Origin of the sequence: Ferrimonas kyonanensis DSM 18153, from assembly GCF_000425405.1 — a bacterium.
In the GTDB taxonomy this organism is placed as follows: domain Bacteria; phylum Pseudomonadota; class Gammaproteobacteria; order Enterobacterales; family Shewanellaceae; genus Ferrimonas; species Ferrimonas kyonanensis.
In genome coordinates, this window is the sequence record NZ_AUDJ01000001.1 from 122672 (window position 1) to 140984 (window position 18313).

The window sequence follows — 18313 nt, forward strand, 5'->3', positions numbered from 1 at the left end:
GCGGCGGCACTCGAGGTGCCGCCATCACGGTTAGCGGTTGGCTTCGGCGTCGAGGAAGTCCTTGGCGAAGCGTTGCAGTACTCCGCCGGCTTCGTACACCGACACCTCTTCGGCGGTATCCAGCCGGCAGGTCATCGGCACCTGCAGCTGTTCACCATTGGCCCGGTGCACCACCAGGGTCAGGTCCGTCCCCGGTGCGGGGGTGCCGATGACGTCGTAGCATTCGCTGCCATCCAGCCCCAGAGTCAGGCGGGTGGTGCCGGGTTTGAACTGCAGCGGCAGCACCCCCATGCCGATGAGGTTGGTGCGGTGAATGCGCTCAAACCCTTCGGCGGCGATGGCTTCCACGCCGGCCAGCCGCACCCCTTTGGCGGCCCAGTCGCGGGAGGACCCCTGGCCATAATCGGCACCGGCGATAATGATCAGCGGCTGCTTGCGTTCCATGTAGGTTTCGATGGCTTCCCACATGCGGGTAACGGTGCCCTCAGGCTCAATGCGAGCCAGGGATCCCTGAGTGATGGCGCCATTGTCTTTCACCATTTCATTCAGCAGCTTGGGATTGGCAAAGGTGGCCCTTTGCGCCGTCAGGTGATCACCGCGGTGGGTGGCGTAGGAGTTGAAGTCTTCCTCCGGCAGGCCCATTTTTGCCAGGTATTCCCCGGCGGCACTGCTGGCCAGAATGGCGTTGGAAGGCGACAGGTGGTCGGTGGTGATGTTGTCTCCTAGCACCGCCAGAGGCCGCATGCCGCTGAGGCTGCGGGTTCCGGCCAGCGCGCCTTCCCAATAGGGCGGTCGGCGAATGTAGGTGCTGGTGGGACGCCAGTCGTACAAGGGGTCGATGCCATCGCCATAGTCGACATCGAGATCAAACATCGGTTCGTACACCTGACGGAATTGCTCCGGTTTCACCGCCGTGGCAACGATGGCGTCGATCTCGTCGTCACTGGGCCAGATGGATTTCAGGGTGATTGGGTTGCCGTCGGCATCGTGGCCCAGTACGTCTTTCTCGATGTCGAACCGCACGGTGCCGGCAATGGCATAGGCCACCACCAAGGGCGGCGATGCCAGGAAGGCTTGCTTGGCGTAGGGGTGAATGCGGCCATCGAAGTTGCGGTTACCCGACAGCACGGCGGTGCTGTACAGATCGCGATCGATCACCTCTTTTTCGATGGCCGGATCCAGCGCGCCGCTCATGCCGTTGCAGGTGGTGCAGGCGTAGGCGACGATGCCGAAGCCGAGCTTCTCCAGCTCCGGCAGCAGCCCCGCCTCCTGCAGATACAGGCGGGCCACTTTGGAGCCTGGGGCAAAGGAGGTCTTGACCCAGGGCTTGCGCACCAGCCCCAGGGCATTGGCTTTCTTGGCCACCAGGCCGGCTGCCACCACGTTTCTGGGGTTGGAGGTGTTGGTGCAGCTGGTGATGGCGGCGATGATCACCGCGCCATCGGGCATCAGTCCTTCGGCTTCCTGGGCGTGTGCCTGGGCCAGATCGGTGGCGATGCCTCGTTGGCTCAGGTCACTGGTGGGCAGGCGTCGATGCGGGTTGGACGGCCCGGCCATGTTGCGGCCGACACTGGACAGGTCAAAGGTCAGCACCCGCTCATAGCGGGCCTGAGCCATGGCGTCGGCCCACAGACCGGTGGTCTTGGCGTACTGCTCCACCAGGGCCACCTGCTCCGGTTCGCGACCGGTCAGTGTCAGGTAGTCGATGGTTTGCTCGTCGATGTAGAACATGCCAGCGGAGGCGCCGTACTCCGGGGTCATGTTGGCGATGGTGGCGCGGTCGCCAATGGTCAGGCTGCGGGCGCCGTCGCCATAGAATTCCAGATAGGCCGAGACCACCCGTTGGTTGCGCAGGAACTCGGTCAGTGCCAGGACGATGTCGGTGGCGGTGATGCCGGGTTGGCGCTGGCCGGTCAGTTCCACGCCGACGATGTCGGGCAAACGCATCATCGAGGGGCGTCCCAGCATCACGGTTTCCGCTTCCAGGCCGCCGACGCCGAGGGCGATCACCCCCAGGGCGTCGACGTGGGGAGTGTGCGAATCGGTGCCGACACAGGTGTCGGGGAAAGCCACACCATCACGGGCCTGTATCACCGGTGACATCTTTTCCAGGTTGATCTGGTGCATGATGCCGTTGCCGGCGGGAATCACATCGACGTTTTTAAAGGCGGTTTTGCACCAGTCAATGAAATGAAACCGATCGGCGTTACGGCGCTCTTCGATGGCGCGGTTCTTCTCAAAGGCATCGGCGTCGAAGCCGGGATGCTCTACTGCCAGCGAATGGTCGACGATCAGCTGGGTGGGGACCACAGGATTAACCCGGGCCGGGTCGCCCCCTTGCTCGGCGATGGCGTCCCGCAGGCCGGCCAGGTCCACCAGAGCGGTTTGTCCCAGAATGTCGTGGCAGACCACCCGGGCCGGGAACCAGGGGAAGTCCCGCTCCCGTTTGCGCTCGATGATCTGGCTCAGGCTGGCGGTCAGGGTGTCCGGATCGCAGCGACGGACCAGGTTTTCGGCCAACACCTTGGCGGTGTAGGGCAGGGCATCGTAGGCGCCGGGTTGGATCGCCTCGACGGCGGCACGGGTGTCGAAATAGTCCAGCCCGGTGCCGGTTAGGGTGGTGCGATAGGCAGTGTTCATAACATCAGAAACCCAAAAAGTGATCGTCGACCGGGTGGGCCGAAACCCACCCGGTATCCGGTTAGCGGCGCTGATTCAGAGCCGGAACGTCCCGGGGCTCGGGGCCGGTGTAGTCGGCGCTGGGGCGGATAATGCGGTTGTTGGCCCGTTGCTCCATGATATGGGCGGCCCAGCCGCTGAGGCGGGAGCAGACGAAGATCGGTGTAAACAACTTCGTGGGGATGCCCATGAAGTGGTAGGCGGAAGCGTGGAAGAAGTCGGCATTGCAGAACAGCTTCTTTTCCTCCCACATGGTTTGCTCACAGGCCACGGACACCCGGTACAGGCGGTCGTCACCGAACTCCTCGGCCAGCTTGGCGGCCCAGCCTTTGATGATGGCGTTGCGGGGATCCGATTCCCGGTAGATGGCGTGGCCGAAACCCATGATCTTCTCTTTGTCGGCCAGTTTCTGCTTCAGGGTGGCGATGGCATCCTGCTCATCCTGCATTGCTTCGATCAGCTCCATGGCGGCTTCATTGGCGCCGCCGTGCAGTGGCCCCCTCAGCGAGCCGATGGCACCGGTGACGCAGGAGTGCATGTCCGACAGGGTGGAGGCGCAGACGCGGGCGGTGAAGGTGGAGGCGTTGAACTCATGTTCGGCGTAGAGAATCAGCGAGACATCCATCACCTTGGCATGCAGTTCACTGGGCGTTTTGCCGTGCAGCAGCCTCAGGAAGTGGGCGCCAATCTGTTCATCCTCGGTCTCGGTGACGATACGAACGCCATCGTGGCTGTAGCGATACCAGTAACAGATGATAGAGGGAAAGGCCGCCAGCAGACGGTCGGCAATGTCGGCTTGATCCTCAAAACCGGCCTCGGTTTCCAGGTTGCCCAGCATCGAGCAGCCGGTGCGCATCACGTCCATGGGGTGGGCATCGGCGGGGATCTGCTCCAGCACGGTTTTCAGCGGTTGCGGCAGGCCGCGCAGGTTTTTCAGTTTGCTGCGGTAGGCGCTCAGCTGCTCGGTGTTGGGCAGTTCGCCCTTGAGCAGCAGATAAGCCACCTCTTCAAAACTGACCTTGTCGGCCAATTCGGCGATGTCGTAGCCGCGATAGGTGAGCCCGGTGCCGGACTTGCCCACTGTGCACAATGCGGTTTCACCGGCACTCTGACCGCGAAGGCCTGCGCCTCCCAATGCTTTATCTACCATGATCCATTCCTTCTGTCCGTAAATGTCTTGGCCGCCGCAGCGGCCGCGTCCGTTAGCTGCTGCTGTCTTTAAACAGCTGATCCAATTTGTTTTCGTAGTCGTGATAGCCGAGGAACTTGTACAGATCCATGCGGGTTTGCATCTGATCCACCTGGCTGCGCTGATGGCCGTCCTGTTTCAAGGCCTGATACACATTGAGGGCGGCAGCGTTGGCGGCGCGGAACGCCGACAGCGGGTACAGCACCATGTCGGCACCGGCCTCGAACAGCGCCTGCTTGTCAAACAACTCGGTCTTGCCGAATTCGGTCATGTTGGCCAGGATTGGCGCCTTAACCTGGGCCTTAAACTGGCGATAGTGATCCAATTCGGTCAGGGCCTCGGCGAAGATCATGTCGGCGCCAGCTTCAAGATAGGCCTGGGCACGCTCGATGCCGCTCTCCAGCCCCTCGACGGCGACCGCATCGGTACGGGCCATGATGACAAAGCTGTCATCGCGGCGGGCATCGACCGCGGCCTTGATGCGATCGCACATCTCGTCGATGCTGACGACGGCCTTGTTGGGGCGGTGACCACAACGTTTCTGAGCCACCTGATCTTCCATATGCACTGCCGCGACGCCGGCCCGTTCAAACTCTCGAATGGTGCGGGCGATGTTGAAGGCGCCGCCCCAGCCGGTGTCGATGTCCACCAGCAATGGCAGGTCGGTGGCGGCGGTGATGCGGCTGGCATCGGTCACCACGTCATTCATGGAGGTCATGCCCAGATCCGGCAAGCCAAAGGAGGCGTTGGCCACCCCGGCACCGGACAGGTACAGGGCCTGATGACCGCTCTGCTCGGCCATCAGGGCCATGTATGCGTTGATGGTGCCGACAATTTGCAGCGGCTTGGCGGTGGCAACGGCGTCGCGAAAGCGCTGGCCTGGGGTGGGTGTAGTCATCCTAAACGTTCCTCCATTTGGGTGCGCAGCACCTGCTCGGTATTGGCGCGGCCGGATTCGATGTGGCGGCGCATCAGCAGGGCGGCGAGTTCGCCATCTCCGTCGGAGAGGGCGTCTAAAATACGTCGGTGTTGCTTCAGGGCTTCGGTGGGACGCCGACCGGCGCTGCACTGGTTGCGGTACATCTGCAGCAGGTGGTACAGGTCGTCGGTCAGGGTGTGGATCAGCGTCTGGTTGCCGCTGGCGTGAATGATGCCCAGATGAAAATCGATGTCGTCGTGAACCGCATAATCCCCTGGTTGATTGTTGAACACCTGCTGCTGACGCTCCAAAAGCTGATGCAGCTGCGCCAGTTGGTGGCCGCTGATGCGGGTCGCAGCAAGACGACACGCCATGGCCTCCAGTTCGGCCCGAACCTGATACAGGTCGTTGAGTTCCTCGGCCGTCAGGCGGGCGATGCGGGCACCGATGTGTGGCGCCCGCACCACCAGGCGTCGGCGCTCCAGTTTTTGCAGGGCTTCCCTCAGTGGGCCCCGGCTGACGCCGTAGTGGGCGGCCAGATCCTGTTCGCTGATCTTGCTGCCGGCGCGCAGCTCTCCCTGAACGATGGCGATTTGCAGCTTGTCTGCCAGTTGGTCGGCCAGAGTGGGTTGGCGTTGGGTGTCGGTCATGATCAAAAAACAGCCAAGTGAGACATGGGTCACAGTGTGTGATCTTGCCGGTCGATTGTCAACAATATGTTAACTTAGACGTTAGTGTTAGTCGTGGTGGCGGCTCTCATGGCACAACGAAATTAAAATATTGATTTATATATTTATTTTAAAAGTGTCTATCGATATCCATGGTGGTTTTATGGCCGTATTACCCGAGTAATTCAGTGGGTAATTCTCCAGATTGTTGACAATCCAGGGTTTGATGCGCGTGGTGCGGGCACAAAAAAAGCGGCCTATGGCCGCCTTTTTGAATCGCTGATGCTACTTGGAAGCCAGTGCTTCGTAGAAGCCGGGCTTATGCCGGTGCTGCTTCAGCAGGGCGTCGATGGTGGTGTCTTTGTGTTCCCACACCTGGTTCAGCCAGCGCTGAAACACCACTCGGTGCGCCTTGTCCTGATCGTAGTTGCCCTGAGGGACTTCGGTCATGGGGATAACCCGCACGTCGACGGCAATGGTGTCCAGGCGGCCGCTGAGCAGGGCGGCCATGATGCTTTCCGGGGCGCCGGGATAGACGATGGTCAGATCCAGAACATGTTCAAACTGATCGCCAAGGGTGGCCATGGCGAAGGCGATGCCACCGGCCTTGGGTTTCAGCAGGTAGCGATAGGGGCTGCGCTGGCGGCGATGTTTGGACGGCGTCAGCCGTGACCCCTCGATGAAGTTGATCACCGTGGTGGGGATCTCCTTGAACTTGCTGCAGGAGCGTCGGGTGGTTTCGATGTCCTTGCCCTTGAGCTTGGGGTTTTTGGTCAGCTCCGACTTGGAGTAACGGCGCATGAACGGCATGTCCAGTGCCCAGCAGGCAACGCCCATGATCGGAATGTAGATCAGCTGATGCTTGAGGAAGAACTTCAGCATCGGCACTTTGTCCCTCAGTACGATGGAGACTACGAAGATGTCGGCCCAGCTCATGTGATTGGAGATCACCAGGTACCAGCCCTGGGTGGACAGCTTGTCCGACAGGCCGGTGATGTTCCATTGGGTTTTGGTGGTGAGCCGGAAGACTGCGGCATTGGTGATGACCCACCCTCGCATCATATGGTTCAGCAACCACGACAGCTTCAGTCTGATCCCCTTAACGGGAATCACCATCTTGACTATGGCCACCACCAGGATGACCGAACTCCAGAACAGAATGCTCAAGGCGGCCAACGAGGCATTGAGAACAAACAGCACCGGGCCAGGTAAAAAATTCAACATAGTTTTCTATTGCTTATCTTCGTAACTGCGCTGAGCAAGGAGTTGCTCTTTCTCCTGCCACAAGGTGTTGAGCCAATCCTGAAAGGCGGCTCTGTTTTCCGGGGTATCGTACCCCAGTCGATGCAACGCCTCCATGGAGCGGGCTTCAACGGAGATTTCGACCTGGCGGACCCTGCCGCACATAAAATCCCAGAATGAGGGCGCGCCGTCCGGGTAGTAGATGGTGACATCCAACATGGTATCCAGGCGGTTTCCCATGGCGTCTAGGGTAAAGGCTAAGCCGCCGGCCTTTGGTCTGAGCAGTTGGTCAAACGGCGATTTTTGCCGCTGATGCTTGGCCGCAGTATAGCGAGTGCCCTCGACAAAGTTCATGATGGTGACCGGCGAGTGTTTGTACTTTTCGCAGGCTTTGCGGGTGGTTTCTACGTCTTTCCCCTTCATATGTGGATGTTTTTCCAAGTACTGGCGGCTGAATCGGCGCATAAAGGGGAAGTCCAGTGCCCACCAGCACAGGCCGATAAAGGGCACGAAAATCAGCTCTGCCTTCAGGAAAAATTTAATGAAGGGAATTTTGCCAATGAACAGCCGTTGCAGCATCAGGATGTCGACCCAGGACTGGTGATTGGCGATCACCATGTACCACTCTTTAACGGACAGTTCCGGCAGCGGATGCACCACGACCCGGGTACCGCTGAGCAGGCGTTGATTCAGGTTGTTGATGGTGATCCAGGCGCTGGCGCAGCGATCGGCTCCCCAGCTGCACAGGCGCTTCAGCGGCGCAATGGGCAACAATTTCAGCAGCCCCAGGCCAAACACCAGAGGGAACCAGAACAGGGTATTGATGATGTAGCCCAGAAAGGCCAGCATGCCGCGTAAAGTGGTCAACAGATCTATCCATAACAAGAACTTAATATGCTGATATGTTAAACAGCTCCGACCAGAGCCTCAAGTAAAAACCCGGCCCATGACTCAGCCATTCAGCTGAGTCAGCAGCTTGTCCATGGCCCGATAGCCAAATGCCTGAGCCACATGGCGCCGTTCGACCCGGTCACAGTCATCCAGATCGGCGATGCTGCGGCTGACCCTCAGCAGACGATGAAAGGCGCGGATGGAGAGCTTGAGGCGAGTCACGCCACGTTCGGTAAAGTCTGCTATTTCGCTGCTAATGCCGACAGATTGGTTTAATTTCGACGATGATAGCTCGGCATTGAGGCAGCCTTGACGGGTCAGTGCCCGCTGGCGTGCCAGTAACACTTGCTGGCGGGCTTCGGTGCTGGTGAGGGCACCGCGCTGAGCCGCGTCGGTGAGCTGGCCCGGCGGCAGGCGGCTGACCTCGACGGTCAGATCGAAGCGATCCAGAAATGGCCCGGACAGGCGGGCCAGATAGCGGCGAATCTGCTCCGGGGTCGAGCGGGACTGAGCGCCGGTCTCGCCGCAGGGACTGGGGTTCATGGCGGCAATTAACTGAAAGCGGGCGGGAAAGGTCAGTTTGGCGGCGGCGCGGGAGATCACCACCTCGCCGGACTCCAGCGGCTCCCGCAGACTGTCGAGCACCGTGCGGGGGAACTCGGGCAGCTCATCCAGAAACAGCACGCCGTGGTGAGACAGGGAGATTTCGCCCGGTCGGGGAATGCCGCCGCCGCCCACCAGCGAGGCGGCAGAGCTGGAGTGGTGCGGCGCCCGAAACGGTCGCTGCAGCAGTTGCGCCGGCTGGCGGGGACGGCCGGCAACTGAGTGGATGGCCGCCACCGACAGGGCGGCTTCGATGGTCAGGGGCGGCAACAGATCGCAGAACCGGCTTGCCAGCATGGTTTTACCTGTGCCCGGTGGCCCCAGAAACAACAGATTGTGGCCACCGCTGGCGGCAATCATCAGGGCCTGCTTGCCCTGTTGCTGGCCGATGATGTCGGTCAGACATCCGTGGGCCAGCGGTGGGAAGGTGGCGGGGTTCAAAGGGGTCAGGCCGGGCAGTTGCTGCTGCCCCATCAGCGCTGCCACCAGCGGGCGCAGTTGGCAGGCCAGCATCGCTCGAATGCCGGGGATCAGCTGCAATTCGTCGCTGTCTCTGGCCGGCACCACCATCACCCGCTGTTTTTTCTGAGCCGCCAGGCCCGCAGGCAGCAGGCCGGTACAAGATTTAACCGCGCCGGACAGCGACAGCTCGCCGTAGAACTCGTAATTGTTAACCGCTTCTTCCGGCAATTGACCGGTTGCCACCAGAATACCCAGGGCGATGGCGAGATCGAATCGTCCGCCCTGTTTGGGCAGATCGGCCGGGGCCAAATTGACGGTAATGCGGCGGGCGGGAAAGTCGAATCCTTCGTTCTGCAGGGCGGCCCGAACCCGTTCTCTGGCCTCGCGTACCGAGGCTTCCGGCAATCCCACCAGGGTGAACGAGGGCAGGCCACCGGTGATGTGTACCTCCACCTGAATCTGGGGGGCTTCAATCCCCACCTGGGCTCGGGTAAGAACCTGTGCTAGCGCCATATTTGCCTCCCTGCAATGGCGACGGTGCTTCAAGTTTAGATGTTTTTACTTTGGGTTGGCTCGATTAATAAATTGTTACAATTCTGTTTTTCTGACAAATGGAAAATAATCTTTGCATAGTGAAATTGCCTATGCTAAATCTAAATAAGCTTAATTTTCGAACGTCCGCAGAATGTGTCTGCGGGCTGAACCAAAGGAAAAATTTTCACATGTTGCCTGTTTCTTTCAACCTACTGCTAGTCGTGGTCCTAACCGTGGTGATTATTATCACCGGCGGGGGAGCGCGTTTGGGAGAGGCACAGGCAGCCTAGAAAATACACCAGACAGCAACCCCCCGCACCGAAAGGTCCGGGGGGTTTTTTTTAGCCCTAAGGAAAGTCCACGGAGAGAAGCACCATGACCCAGATGTATCACCAAGCAGACGCTAACCCGAGTTTGTTGCAAGGTAAGACCGTCGCCGTACTTGGTTACGGAAGCCAAGGCCGAGGCCAGTCACTGAACCTGCGGGACAGTGGTGTCAACGTCGTCATCGGCCTGCGCCCCGGCGGTGCCAGCTGGAAGCAGGCGGAAGAGGAGGGCTGGCAACCGGTTCCTTTCGCCGATGCGGTGCGTGATGCCGACATTGTGATGGTGCTGATTCCGGACATGGCTCAGGCCGATAACTACAAAGAGTTCATCGAGCCCAACATCAAAGACGGCGCCATGCTGATGTTTAGCCACGGCCTCAACGTGCATTACGGCATGATTGAGCCGGCCAGCAACATCGATGTGGCCATGGTGGCCCCCAAGGGTCCGGGCTATCTGGTTCGGACCGAGTATGAAAAAGGCGCCGGCGTTCCTTGTCTGATGGCAGTTCATCAGGATACCAGTGGCTATGCCCATGCCCGTGCACTGGCTTATGCCGATGCCATTGGCGGTACTCGAGGCGGCGTGCTGACCACCAACTTCAAAGAGGAAACCGAAACTGACCTGTTCGGTGAGCAGGCGGTGTTGTGCGGCGGCGCGGTCGCCATGGTGCGCAAGGGCTGGGAAACCTTGGTGGAAGCCGGTTATCAGCCAGAGCTGGCCTACTTCGAGTGTCTGCACGAACTGAAGCTGATCGTCGACCTGTTGTATGAGGGTGGTATCTCCAAGATGCATGAATTCGTATCCGATACTGCGGCATACGGTGCCTTGACTCGAGGGGATCGCATCGTCGATGACCGAGCCAAGGAGACCATGAAGCAGGTACTGGCAGAGATTCAGAGCGGCGAGTTCACCCGCCAGTGGGTTGAGGAGTACAAGGCGGGCAGCCACAACTATCGGGCGGCTCAGGAAGCGGAGTGCAATCACCCCATCGAGAAAGTGGGTGCCGATTTGCGCAGTCGCATGAGCTGGTTGAACCGGGGAGAGTAAGCCAATGATCAGCGGAGCGGAAGCAGTCGTTCGAACCATAGAGGGATTTGGGGTAGAGACGGTCTTTGGGTATCCCGGCGGCGCCATCATGCCGGTTTACGATGCCATGCTCGACTCGCCCGTGAATCACATGTTGTGTCGTCATGAGCAGGGCGCCGCGTTTGCGGCCATCGGTTTCGCCCGGGCCTCGGGCAAGGTGGGAGTGTGCATCGCCACCTCCGGCCCCGGAGCCACCAACCTGCTGACCTCGTTGGCGGACGCCTACATGGATTCCATTCCGCTGGTTGCCATTACCGGCCAGGTGCCTACCGCCGCCATCGGTACCGATGCCTTTCAGGAGATCGACGTACTGGGGTTGTCGCTGGCCTGCACCAAGCACAGTTTTTTGGTGCAGCGCCCGGAGGACCTGTGCGACACCCTGCAACAGGCGTTCGCCCTGGCCAAAGAGGGACGTCCCGGCCCGGTGTTGGTGGACATCCCCAAAGATGTGCAGCAGGCGATGGTGGAGTTTCATCCGCCGCTGACCGCCCACAGCAACGGCGATGGCATCGGTGATTTCCCGTTGGCGGAGGCACATCAGATGTTGCGTGACGCTAAACGGCCGGTGCTCTATGTCGGCGGTGGCGTCGGCATGGCCGGGGCGGTGCCTCAGCTGCGTCAGTTTATCGAGACCACCGGCATGCCGTCGGTGGCCACCCTCAAGGGGCTGGGGGCGGTAGCGCCAGGCACCTCGGGCTTTATGGGCATGCTTGGCATGCACGGCACCAAGGCGGCCAACCTGGCAGTCCAGGAGTCGGATCTGTTGATTGCCGTGGGCGCCCGCTTCGACGACCGGGTGACTGGCAAACTGGACGAGTTTGCGCCCAGTGCCAAGGTGATTCATCTGGACATTGACCCGGCGGAGCTGTCGAAGCGGCGGGCGGCTCACTTGAGCCACAGCGCCGATCTGAAGCTGGTATTGCCGGCGATGGCCATGGCCTTGGAGTTAGATGACTGGCGCCAGCTGTGCGACCGACGTGCCCAGGAGTGGGCCTTCGATTACCGCTGTCCCGGTGCCGGCGTGTTTGCCCCGGCGCTGTTGAACAGCCTGTCGCAGCGCCTGCCAAAAGGCACGGCCGTGGCCTGTGATGTGGGCCAGCACCAGATGTGGGTAGCCCAGCACATGAGCTTTGACGGACCCGAAAATCACATCTCCAGCTCCGGCCTCGGCACCATGGGCTTTGGCATTCCCGCCGGCATCGGTGCCCAGTTTGCCCGGCCGGATGAAACCGTACTGGTGGTGTCCGGAGACGGCTCATTCATGATGAATGTGCAGGAGCTGGCCACCGTCAAACGGGCCAAGTTACCGCTGAAGCTGTTGTTGCTGGACAACCAGCGTCTGGGGATGGTGAAGCAGTGGCAGGAGTTGTTCTTCGAGGAGCGGTACAGCGAAACCGACCTATCCGATAACCCCGATTTTGTGTCACTGGCGGCGGCCTTTGACATTCCCGGCAGCCACATCTGGCGCCAAGACCAGGTTGAGGAAGGCCTCAACCAGTTACTGAACAGCGATGGACCGTTTTTGTTACACGTGTCCATCTCCGAAAAAGAGAACGTCTGGCCTTTGGTTCCACCCGGGGCGTCCAATAGCGATATGATGGAGAAGCAGTCATGAGTCAGCATACCTTGTATATCGAAATGAACCCGGCGCCTGAAGTGTTGGAGCGGGTCTTGAGAGTTACTCGCCACCGTGGCTTTACCGTGTGTCATATGCACATGAGCAGCATGGATCGTAAAGCCAACATCGCGGTGACCGTGGACAGTGAGCGTCCGATTGAGCATCTGACCAAGCAGTTGGACAAGTTGTTCGATGTACAGAATTGCCGCCTGGAGATCTCCCAGGCACGTATCGCGAACGGTTAGACAAGGAGTAGATTGTGAGCCAAGCGGACTTTATCTGGTTTAACGGCAAAATGATGCCCTGGCAAGACGCCCAGGTGCACGTATTAAGCCATGCCCTGCATTACGGATCCTCGGTGTTTGAGGGGATTCGAGCCTACCACACCCCGAAAGGGCCGGCGGTGTTCCGCTTGAAGGAGCACATTCAACGTCTGTATGACTCCGCCAAGATCTACCGCATGCCGATCCCCTTCGCCCCGGCGGAGTTGGAGCAGGCCTGCCGTGACACCATCAACGACAATGGCCTCGACAGCGCCTACATTCGGCCGTTGGCCTTCTATGGCAACGTTGGCCTCGGTGTCAACGTGCCGGCGGGATCTCAGGCCGAGGTGATCGTCGCTTCGTTCCCTTGGGGGGCCTACCTTGGGGAAGAAGCCAGCCAGGAAGGGGTGGATGTGTGCGTGTCCTCTTGGAATCGAATGGCGCCGAACACCATGCCAACGGCGGCGAAAGCGGGGGGAAATTACCTGTCTTCCCAGCTGATTTCCGGTGAGGCCAAGCGCCACGGTTACGCCGAGGGCATCGCCCTGGACGTTAATGGTCAGATCTCCGAAGGCGCCGGTGAGAACCTGTTCGTGGTGAAAAACGGTGTGCTGATCACCCCGCCGGTGACCGCCGCCATTCTGCCGGGGATCACTCGGGACACCATCATGACCCTGGCTCGGGATGCCGGCTATCAGGTGAAGGAGGAAGCGCTGGCACGGGAAGCCCTGTATCTGGCCGATGAGGTGTTTATGACCGGCACCGCCGCCGAAATTGTGCCGGTGCGATCCGTCGACGGCATTCAGGTGGGCGAAGGCCTGCGCGGACCGGTGACCGCCGATCTGCAGGCCGCGTTCTTCGGCCTGTTCTCCGGAATTACTGAAGACAAATGGGGCTGGCTGGATTACGTCAGCGAAGAAGCGGAAAACAAGCAGGAATTTGCCGCCTGCACCACGGCCAAAGTGCTGTAATACCAAATTGTTGTAAGGGTTAGAGATGCCAAAATTGCGATCGGCGACCTCCACTGCGGGGCGGAATATGGCGGGCGCACGCGCCCTGTGGCGGGCCACCGGAATGACGGATCAGGATTTTGGCAAGCCGATTATTGCGGTCGCCAACTCCTTTACCCAGTTCGTTCCCGGCCATGTGCACCTGAAAGACATGGGCCAACTGGTGGCCGGTGCCATTGAAGCCGCCGGTGGCGTGGCCAAAGAGTTTAATACCATCGCCGTGGACGATGGCATCGCCATGGGCCACGGCGGCATGCTGTACTCGTTGCCGAGCCGAGAGTTGATCGCCGACAGCGTCGAATACATGGTCAATGCCCACTGTGCCGATGCGCTGGTGTGCATCTCCAACTGCGACAAGATCACCCCCGGTATGCTGATGGCGTCGTTGCGCCTCAACATTCCGGTTATCTTTGTCTCCGGCGGGCCCATGGAAGCGGGTAAGACCAAGCTGTCGGATCAGATCATCAAGCTGGATCTGGTGGACGCCATGGTGCAGGCCGCCGATCCCAATGTGTCTGACCAGCAGGCGGAACAGGTGGAGCGCAGTGCCTGCCCGACCTGCGGTTCCTGCTCTGGCATGTTTACCGCCAACTCGATGAATTGTCTGGTGGAAGCGCTGGGGCTGGCGTTGCCTGGCAATGGCTCGATGCTGGCTACCCATGCCGATCGCAAACAGCTGTTTCTCGATGCCGGCAATCGCATCGTCGAGCTGGCCAACCGCTGGTACCAGCAGGACGATGCCACGGCCCTGCCCCGGGGCATCGCCACCAAGACCGCTTTTGCCAATGCCATGGCGCTGGACATCGCCATGGGCGGCTCCACCAACACCGTTCTTCATCTGCTGGCGGCAGCGCAAGAAGCGCAGGTCGATTTCACCATGGCCGACATGGATGCCCTGTCCAGACGGGTTCCGCAGCTGTGCAAGGTCGCGCCCTCCACGCCCAAATACCACATGGAAGACGTGCACCGTGCCGGTGGGGTCATGGGGCTGCTGGCCGAGTTGGCTCGCGGCGATCTGATCGACACCCAGGTGCCTCATGTGGCCGGTGACAGCCTGGCGGAGGTGTTGCAGCGATTCGATATCGCCTCGGCGCCGTCGGCCCAGGTGACCGAGTTTTACCGTGCCGGCCCGGCGGGCATACGGACCACTCAGGCGTTTTCCCAGCAGTGCCGCTGGCCGACGCTGGATGCCGACCGGGAGGGCGGTTGCATCCGTGACGTTGACCATGCCTATTCCGAAGAGGGTGGGCTGGCGGTGCTCAGCGGTAACATGGCGCCCAAGGGCTGCATTGTGAAGACCGCCGGTGTGCCGGACAGCTGCCTGACCTTCCGCGGTCCGGCCCGTGTGTTTGAAAGCCAGGATGCGGCAGTGGCCGGCATTCTCGACGGTGAGGTTCAGGCCGGCGAGGTGGTGGTGATTCGCTATGAGGGCCCCAAAGGGGGGCCGGGCATGCAGGAGATGCTGTACCCCACCAGTTACCTGAAATCCATGGGCCTCGGACAGCAGTGCGCCCTGATCACCGACGGCCGTTTCTCCGGTGGCACCTCCGGGTTGTCCATCGGCCACGTGTCGCCGGAAGCCGCCAGCGGCGGCGTCATCGCCCTGGTCGAAAATGGGGACATCATCGACATCGACATTCCTAACCGCCGCATCGAGCTGGTGGTGGAGTCCGCCTTGCTGGCTACCCGCGCCGAAGGGTGCGCGTATCAGCCCGTGGGGCGCACTCGCTTGGTGAGCCCGGCCCTGAAAGCCTACGCCATGCTGGCCACCAGCGCCGATCAGGGTGCGGTCCGGGATCTGGCCAAACTGGAGTCGCTGTAATGGTGGCCCTGGTCAAGCCACAGTCTCAGGATCTGGCCCAGGCCTATCTGCGCCAAATCCTGATGGCGCCGGTGTACGACGTCGCCCGGGTCACCAGCCTGGATCCCATGGCCAAGCTGTCTCAGCGTCTGGGAGCCGAGGTGTGGCTGAAGCGGGAGGATCAGCAACCGGTGCACTCGTTTAAGCTGCGGGGCGCCTACAACTGCATCAGTCAGCTGTCGGCATCCCAGCGCCAGGCCGGGGTAGTGGCCGCCTCGGCGGGCAACCACGCCCAGGGGGTGGCCCTGTCGGCCAGCCAGCTCGACATTCGGGCGGTGATCGTGATGCCGGCCACCACTCCGGACATCAAGGTAGAGGCGGTGCGTCGTCATGGTGGCGAAGTGGTGCTTCATGGTGACAATTTTGACAGTGCCTATCAGCATGCCCGTGAGCTGTCAGAACAGCAGGGATTGACGTTGATTCCGCCGTTTGACGATGAGGCGGTGATCGCGGGGCAGGGCACCATAGGTCAGGAGTTGCTGCAGCAGCAGCGGCATCTGGATGCCATCTTTGTGCCGGTCGGTGGCGGTGGCCTGATTGCCGGCGTGGCCGCCTACATCAAGGCACTGGCGCCGCAGATCAAGGTGATTGGCGTCGAGCCGGAAGACGCCGCCTGCCTGAAGGCGGCCTTGGCGGCGGACCGGCCGGTGACCCTGGATCGGGTCGGGCTGTTTGCCGACGGGGTGGCGGTGAAGCGCATCGGCGAGGCGCCGTTTGCGGTGGCCCGTCAGTGTGTCGATGAGGTGATCACCGTATCCTCCGATGAGATCTGCGCCGCGGTGAAGGACATCTTCGAGGATACTCGCGCCATTGCCGAACCTGCCGGTGCCCTGGCGCTGGCAGGACTGAAACGCTACCGTGACGGTCGTCGCGACCCGCAGAAGCTGGCGGCGATCCTGTCCGGTGCCAATGTGAATTTTCACAGCCTGCGCTACGTGTCGGAGCGGTGTGAACTGGGTGAAGGCAAGGAGGCGGTACTGGCGGTCACCATTGCCGAGCAGAAGGGCAGTTTCCTGCGCTTCTGCCAGCTGCTGGGACAGCGTTCCATTACCGAATTCAACTACCGGCTCGCCAGCCGGGATAGTGCCAACATCTTTGTCGGGTTGCGGCTGAAGCAGCAGAGTGAGCTGGACACCATCAGCGCGCTGCTGACCGAGAATGGCTACCCCCATGAGGACCTGTCGGCGGACGAAACCGCCAAATTGCATGTGCGTTACATGGTGGGGGGGCAGCCGATTCCGCCGGTGAAAGAGCGGCTGTTTCATGTCACCTTCCCCGAGCATCCCGGTGCGCTGCTGCAGTTTTTGATTCGCCTGGGCCAGCGTTGGAACATCTCGTTGTTTCATTACCGCAACCACGGCGCCGCCTACGGCCGGGTACTGATGGGGCTGGAGTGTCCCGACGGCGCCGAAACCGAAATGCAGCAGTTCGTCGCTCAGTTGCCGCTGGAATGCCGCGATGTGACCGACAGCCCCTCCTACCGCTATTTTCTCAGCAGTCGCCACGACTGACTGGTTAGTGCCCCAGCCGTGACGGCGTGCTCGCGCTGCTGGGGCCGTTGCCGGCCGATGATTCATCTTCGCTGCAAGTGACGGTTATTGGCTGCCAATCGAACCGAAATTCCACCTCTTTTCCACTCACATTGCTCTACCTTTAGTGGAGCACCCCATGACTAATTGACTTCAAAACAGAGGTTTCTTTACAAGAAACACTAAAAGTTACATTTTGAAAACTAGACATACATGCACGTATGTCTGTAAACTTCCGGCAATAAAATTGGGGTCTCTTTAATCGAGACGGGTTAAGTCACCCTCTAAGAATCAAGCTTCTGCAGCGCCTTTTCCCAAGGCCTGCAGATGGGGAGAGCGGGAATGTTCAAACGTTTTGCAGTGGTACTCGGAGGCCTGCTGGTGATACTGGCGGTCATCGGTGGAATTAAGTTCAAACAGGTTCAGGAAGGCATGGCTCAGCTGGCCAACTTCGCCCCGCCACCGGCGACGGTGTCGGTGGTGGAAGCCAAGGCGGTTCAGTGGCGACCTCAGGTGGCCAGTGTCGGTACCCTCAATGCCATTGAAGGCATCGAGCTGGCGGCCGAAGTGTCCGGACTCATCGATGGCATCTTCTTCAAGAGTGGCCAGCAGGTGAAAGCGGGACAGCTGTTGCTGACCCTCAACGACGACGTGGAAGTGGCCAACCTGGCGGCCTATCAGGCGCAGGCGGAGCTGGCGCAGATTAAGTTTAAGCGTAACGAAGGGTTGTTCCGTAACAACAACATTTCCGAGACCGATTTCGATCAGTCCAGCGCCGACCTCAAGGTGGCGAACGCCAATGTTCAGCAGACTAAGGCCAGCATCGCCAAGAAAAACATCAAGGCGCCGTTCAGCGGTGTGCTGGGGATTCGCAAGTTCAGCATGGGCCAGTACATCAGTAATGGTGATGCCCTGGTGACGCTGCAGGATACCCGCTCCCTGTACGCGGACTTTTCCGTGCCGGAGCAGTACCTGCCTAAGCTGTACACCGGCCAGGATGTGATCTTCCATGCCAGTTCGGCGCCGGAGACAGAATTCCACGGCAAGGTGATTGCCGTCGAAGCCAAGGTGGATGAAAACACCCGTAACATCGCCATTCGTGCCGAGGTGCCCAACGACAGCGGCGAGCTGCACCCGGGCATGTACGCCGACATCCGTCTGCTGATGAAAGAGACCATCAGTCCCATCGTACTGCCCAGTACTGCCATCTCCTACAGCCCCTTTGGCGATGCGGTCTTCGTGGTGGAGAAAGATGACCAGGGCAATGACGTTGCCCGTCGTATCTATGTGCAGGTGGGTGAGCAGCGTGGCGACGGTGTCGCCATCCTCAGCGGCCTGGAAGAGGGCATGATGGTGGTGAATGCCGGCATCACCAAACTGGAAAACGGCACTCAGGTGATCATCTCTGACGCCGTCCAGCTGTAAGGGTTTT

Annotated in this window: 14 protein-coding genes; 7 read left to right on the top strand and 7 right to left on the bottom strand. The window is 60.3% G+C overall.

What is annotated here, in order from left to right; genetic code table 11:
• Positions 1-30: 30 nt before the first annotated feature.
• The 7 genes from acnD to H598_RS0100630 all read right to left on the bottom strand — a co-directional run bounded on the left by acnD (position 31) and on the right by H598_RS0100630 (position 9166).
• Positions 31-2640, bottom strand: a complete 2610-nt coding sequence (gene acnD, locus H598_RS0100595) for a Fe/S-dependent 2-methylisocitrate dehydratase AcnD (RefSeq protein WP_028111259.1) — start codon at positions 2638-2640, stop codon at positions 31-33.
• Positions 2641-2701: 61 nt separating this feature from the next.
• On the bottom strand, positions 2702-3829 hold the full coding sequence (gene prpC, locus H598_RS0100600; protein WP_028111260.1) for a bifunctional 2-methylcitrate synthase/citrate synthase: 1128 nt from the start codon (positions 3827-3829) through the stop codon (positions 2702-2704).
• Positions 3830-3881: 52 nt separating this feature from the next.
• A complete protein-coding gene (prpB, locus tag H598_RS0100605; protein ID WP_028111625.1) occupies positions 3882-4766 on the bottom strand; it encodes a methylisocitrate lyase in 885 nt (294 codons plus the stop codon).
• A complete protein-coding gene (locus H598_RS22920; protein ID WP_035415022.1) occupies positions 4763-5437 on the bottom strand; it encodes a GntR family transcriptional regulator in 675 nt (224 codons plus the stop codon). Before H598_RS22920 ends, prpB begins: the two co-directional genes overlap by 4 nt.
• 303 nt (positions 5438-5740) lie before the next feature.
• Complete coding sequence (locus H598_RS0100620; RefSeq protein ID WP_028111262.1) at positions 5741-6679, bottom strand: acyltransferase; 939 nt, start codon at positions 6677-6679, stop codon at positions 5741-5743.
• Positions 6680-6685: 6 nt separating this feature from the next.
• Positions 6686-7564, bottom strand: coding sequence for an acyltransferase (locus tag H598_RS0100625; RefSeq protein WP_211227261.1), 879 nt, complete (start codon positions 7562-7564; stop codon positions 6686-6688).
• Positions 7565-7648: 84 nt separating this feature from the next.
• The gene (locus H598_RS0100630; RefSeq protein ID WP_028111264.1) at positions 7649-9166 is read right to left on the bottom strand and encodes a YifB family Mg chelatase-like AAA ATPase; all 1518 of its coding nucleotides are present in this window, start codon (positions 9164-9166) and stop codon (positions 7649-7651) included.
• Positions 9167-9562: 396 nt separating this feature from the next.
• Here H598_RS0100630 and ilvC point away from each other — a divergent pair, with 396 nt between their 5' ends.
• From ilvC to H598_RS0100670, 7 genes are all read left to right on the top strand, one after another.
• The gene (gene ilvC / locus H598_RS0100640) at positions 9563-10561 is read left to right on the top strand and encodes a ketol-acid reductoisomerase (RefSeq protein ID WP_028111265.1); all 999 of its coding nucleotides are present in this window, start codon (positions 9563-9565) and stop codon (positions 10559-10561) included.
• Between the two features lie 4 nt (positions 10562-10565).
• Positions 10566-12215, top strand: coding sequence for an acetolactate synthase 2 catalytic subunit (gene ilvG / locus H598_RS0100645; protein WP_035414874.1), 1650 nt, complete (start codon positions 10566-10568; stop codon positions 12213-12215).
• The gene (gene ilvM / locus H598_RS0100650; protein WP_028111267.1) at positions 12212-12463 is read left to right on the top strand and encodes an acetolactate synthase 2 small subunit; all 252 of its coding nucleotides are present in this window, start codon (positions 12212-12214) and stop codon (positions 12461-12463) included. The genes ilvG and ilvM overlap by 4 nt, the downstream gene beginning before the upstream one ends.
• An 11-nt stretch (positions 12464-12474) precedes the next feature.
• Positions 12475-13452: a branched-chain amino acid transaminase gene (locus H598_RS0100655; protein WP_211227263.1), complete on the top strand. Its 978-nt coding sequence runs from the start codon at positions 12475-12477 to the stop codon at positions 13450-13452.
• 25 nt (positions 13453-13477) lie between these two features.
• Positions 13478-15313 carry a dihydroxy-acid dehydratase gene (gene ilvD / locus H598_RS0100660; RefSeq protein ID WP_028111269.1) on the top strand — a complete coding sequence of 612 codons (1836 nt, stop codon included), beginning with the start codon at positions 13478-13480 and terminating at the stop codon, positions 15311-15313.
• A complete protein-coding gene (gene ilvA, locus H598_RS0100665; protein WP_028111270.1) occupies positions 15313-16863 on the top strand; it encodes a threonine ammonia-lyase, biosynthetic in 1551 nt (516 codons plus the stop codon). The genes ilvD and ilvA overlap by 1 nt, the downstream gene beginning before the upstream one ends.
• A gap of 360 nt (positions 16864-17223) precedes the next feature.
• Positions 17224-18306: an efflux RND transporter periplasmic adaptor subunit gene (locus tag H598_RS0100670; protein ID WP_028111271.1), complete on the top strand. Its 1083-nt coding sequence runs from the start codon at positions 17224-17226 to the stop codon at positions 18304-18306.
• Positions 18307-18313 lie beyond the last annotated feature (7 nt).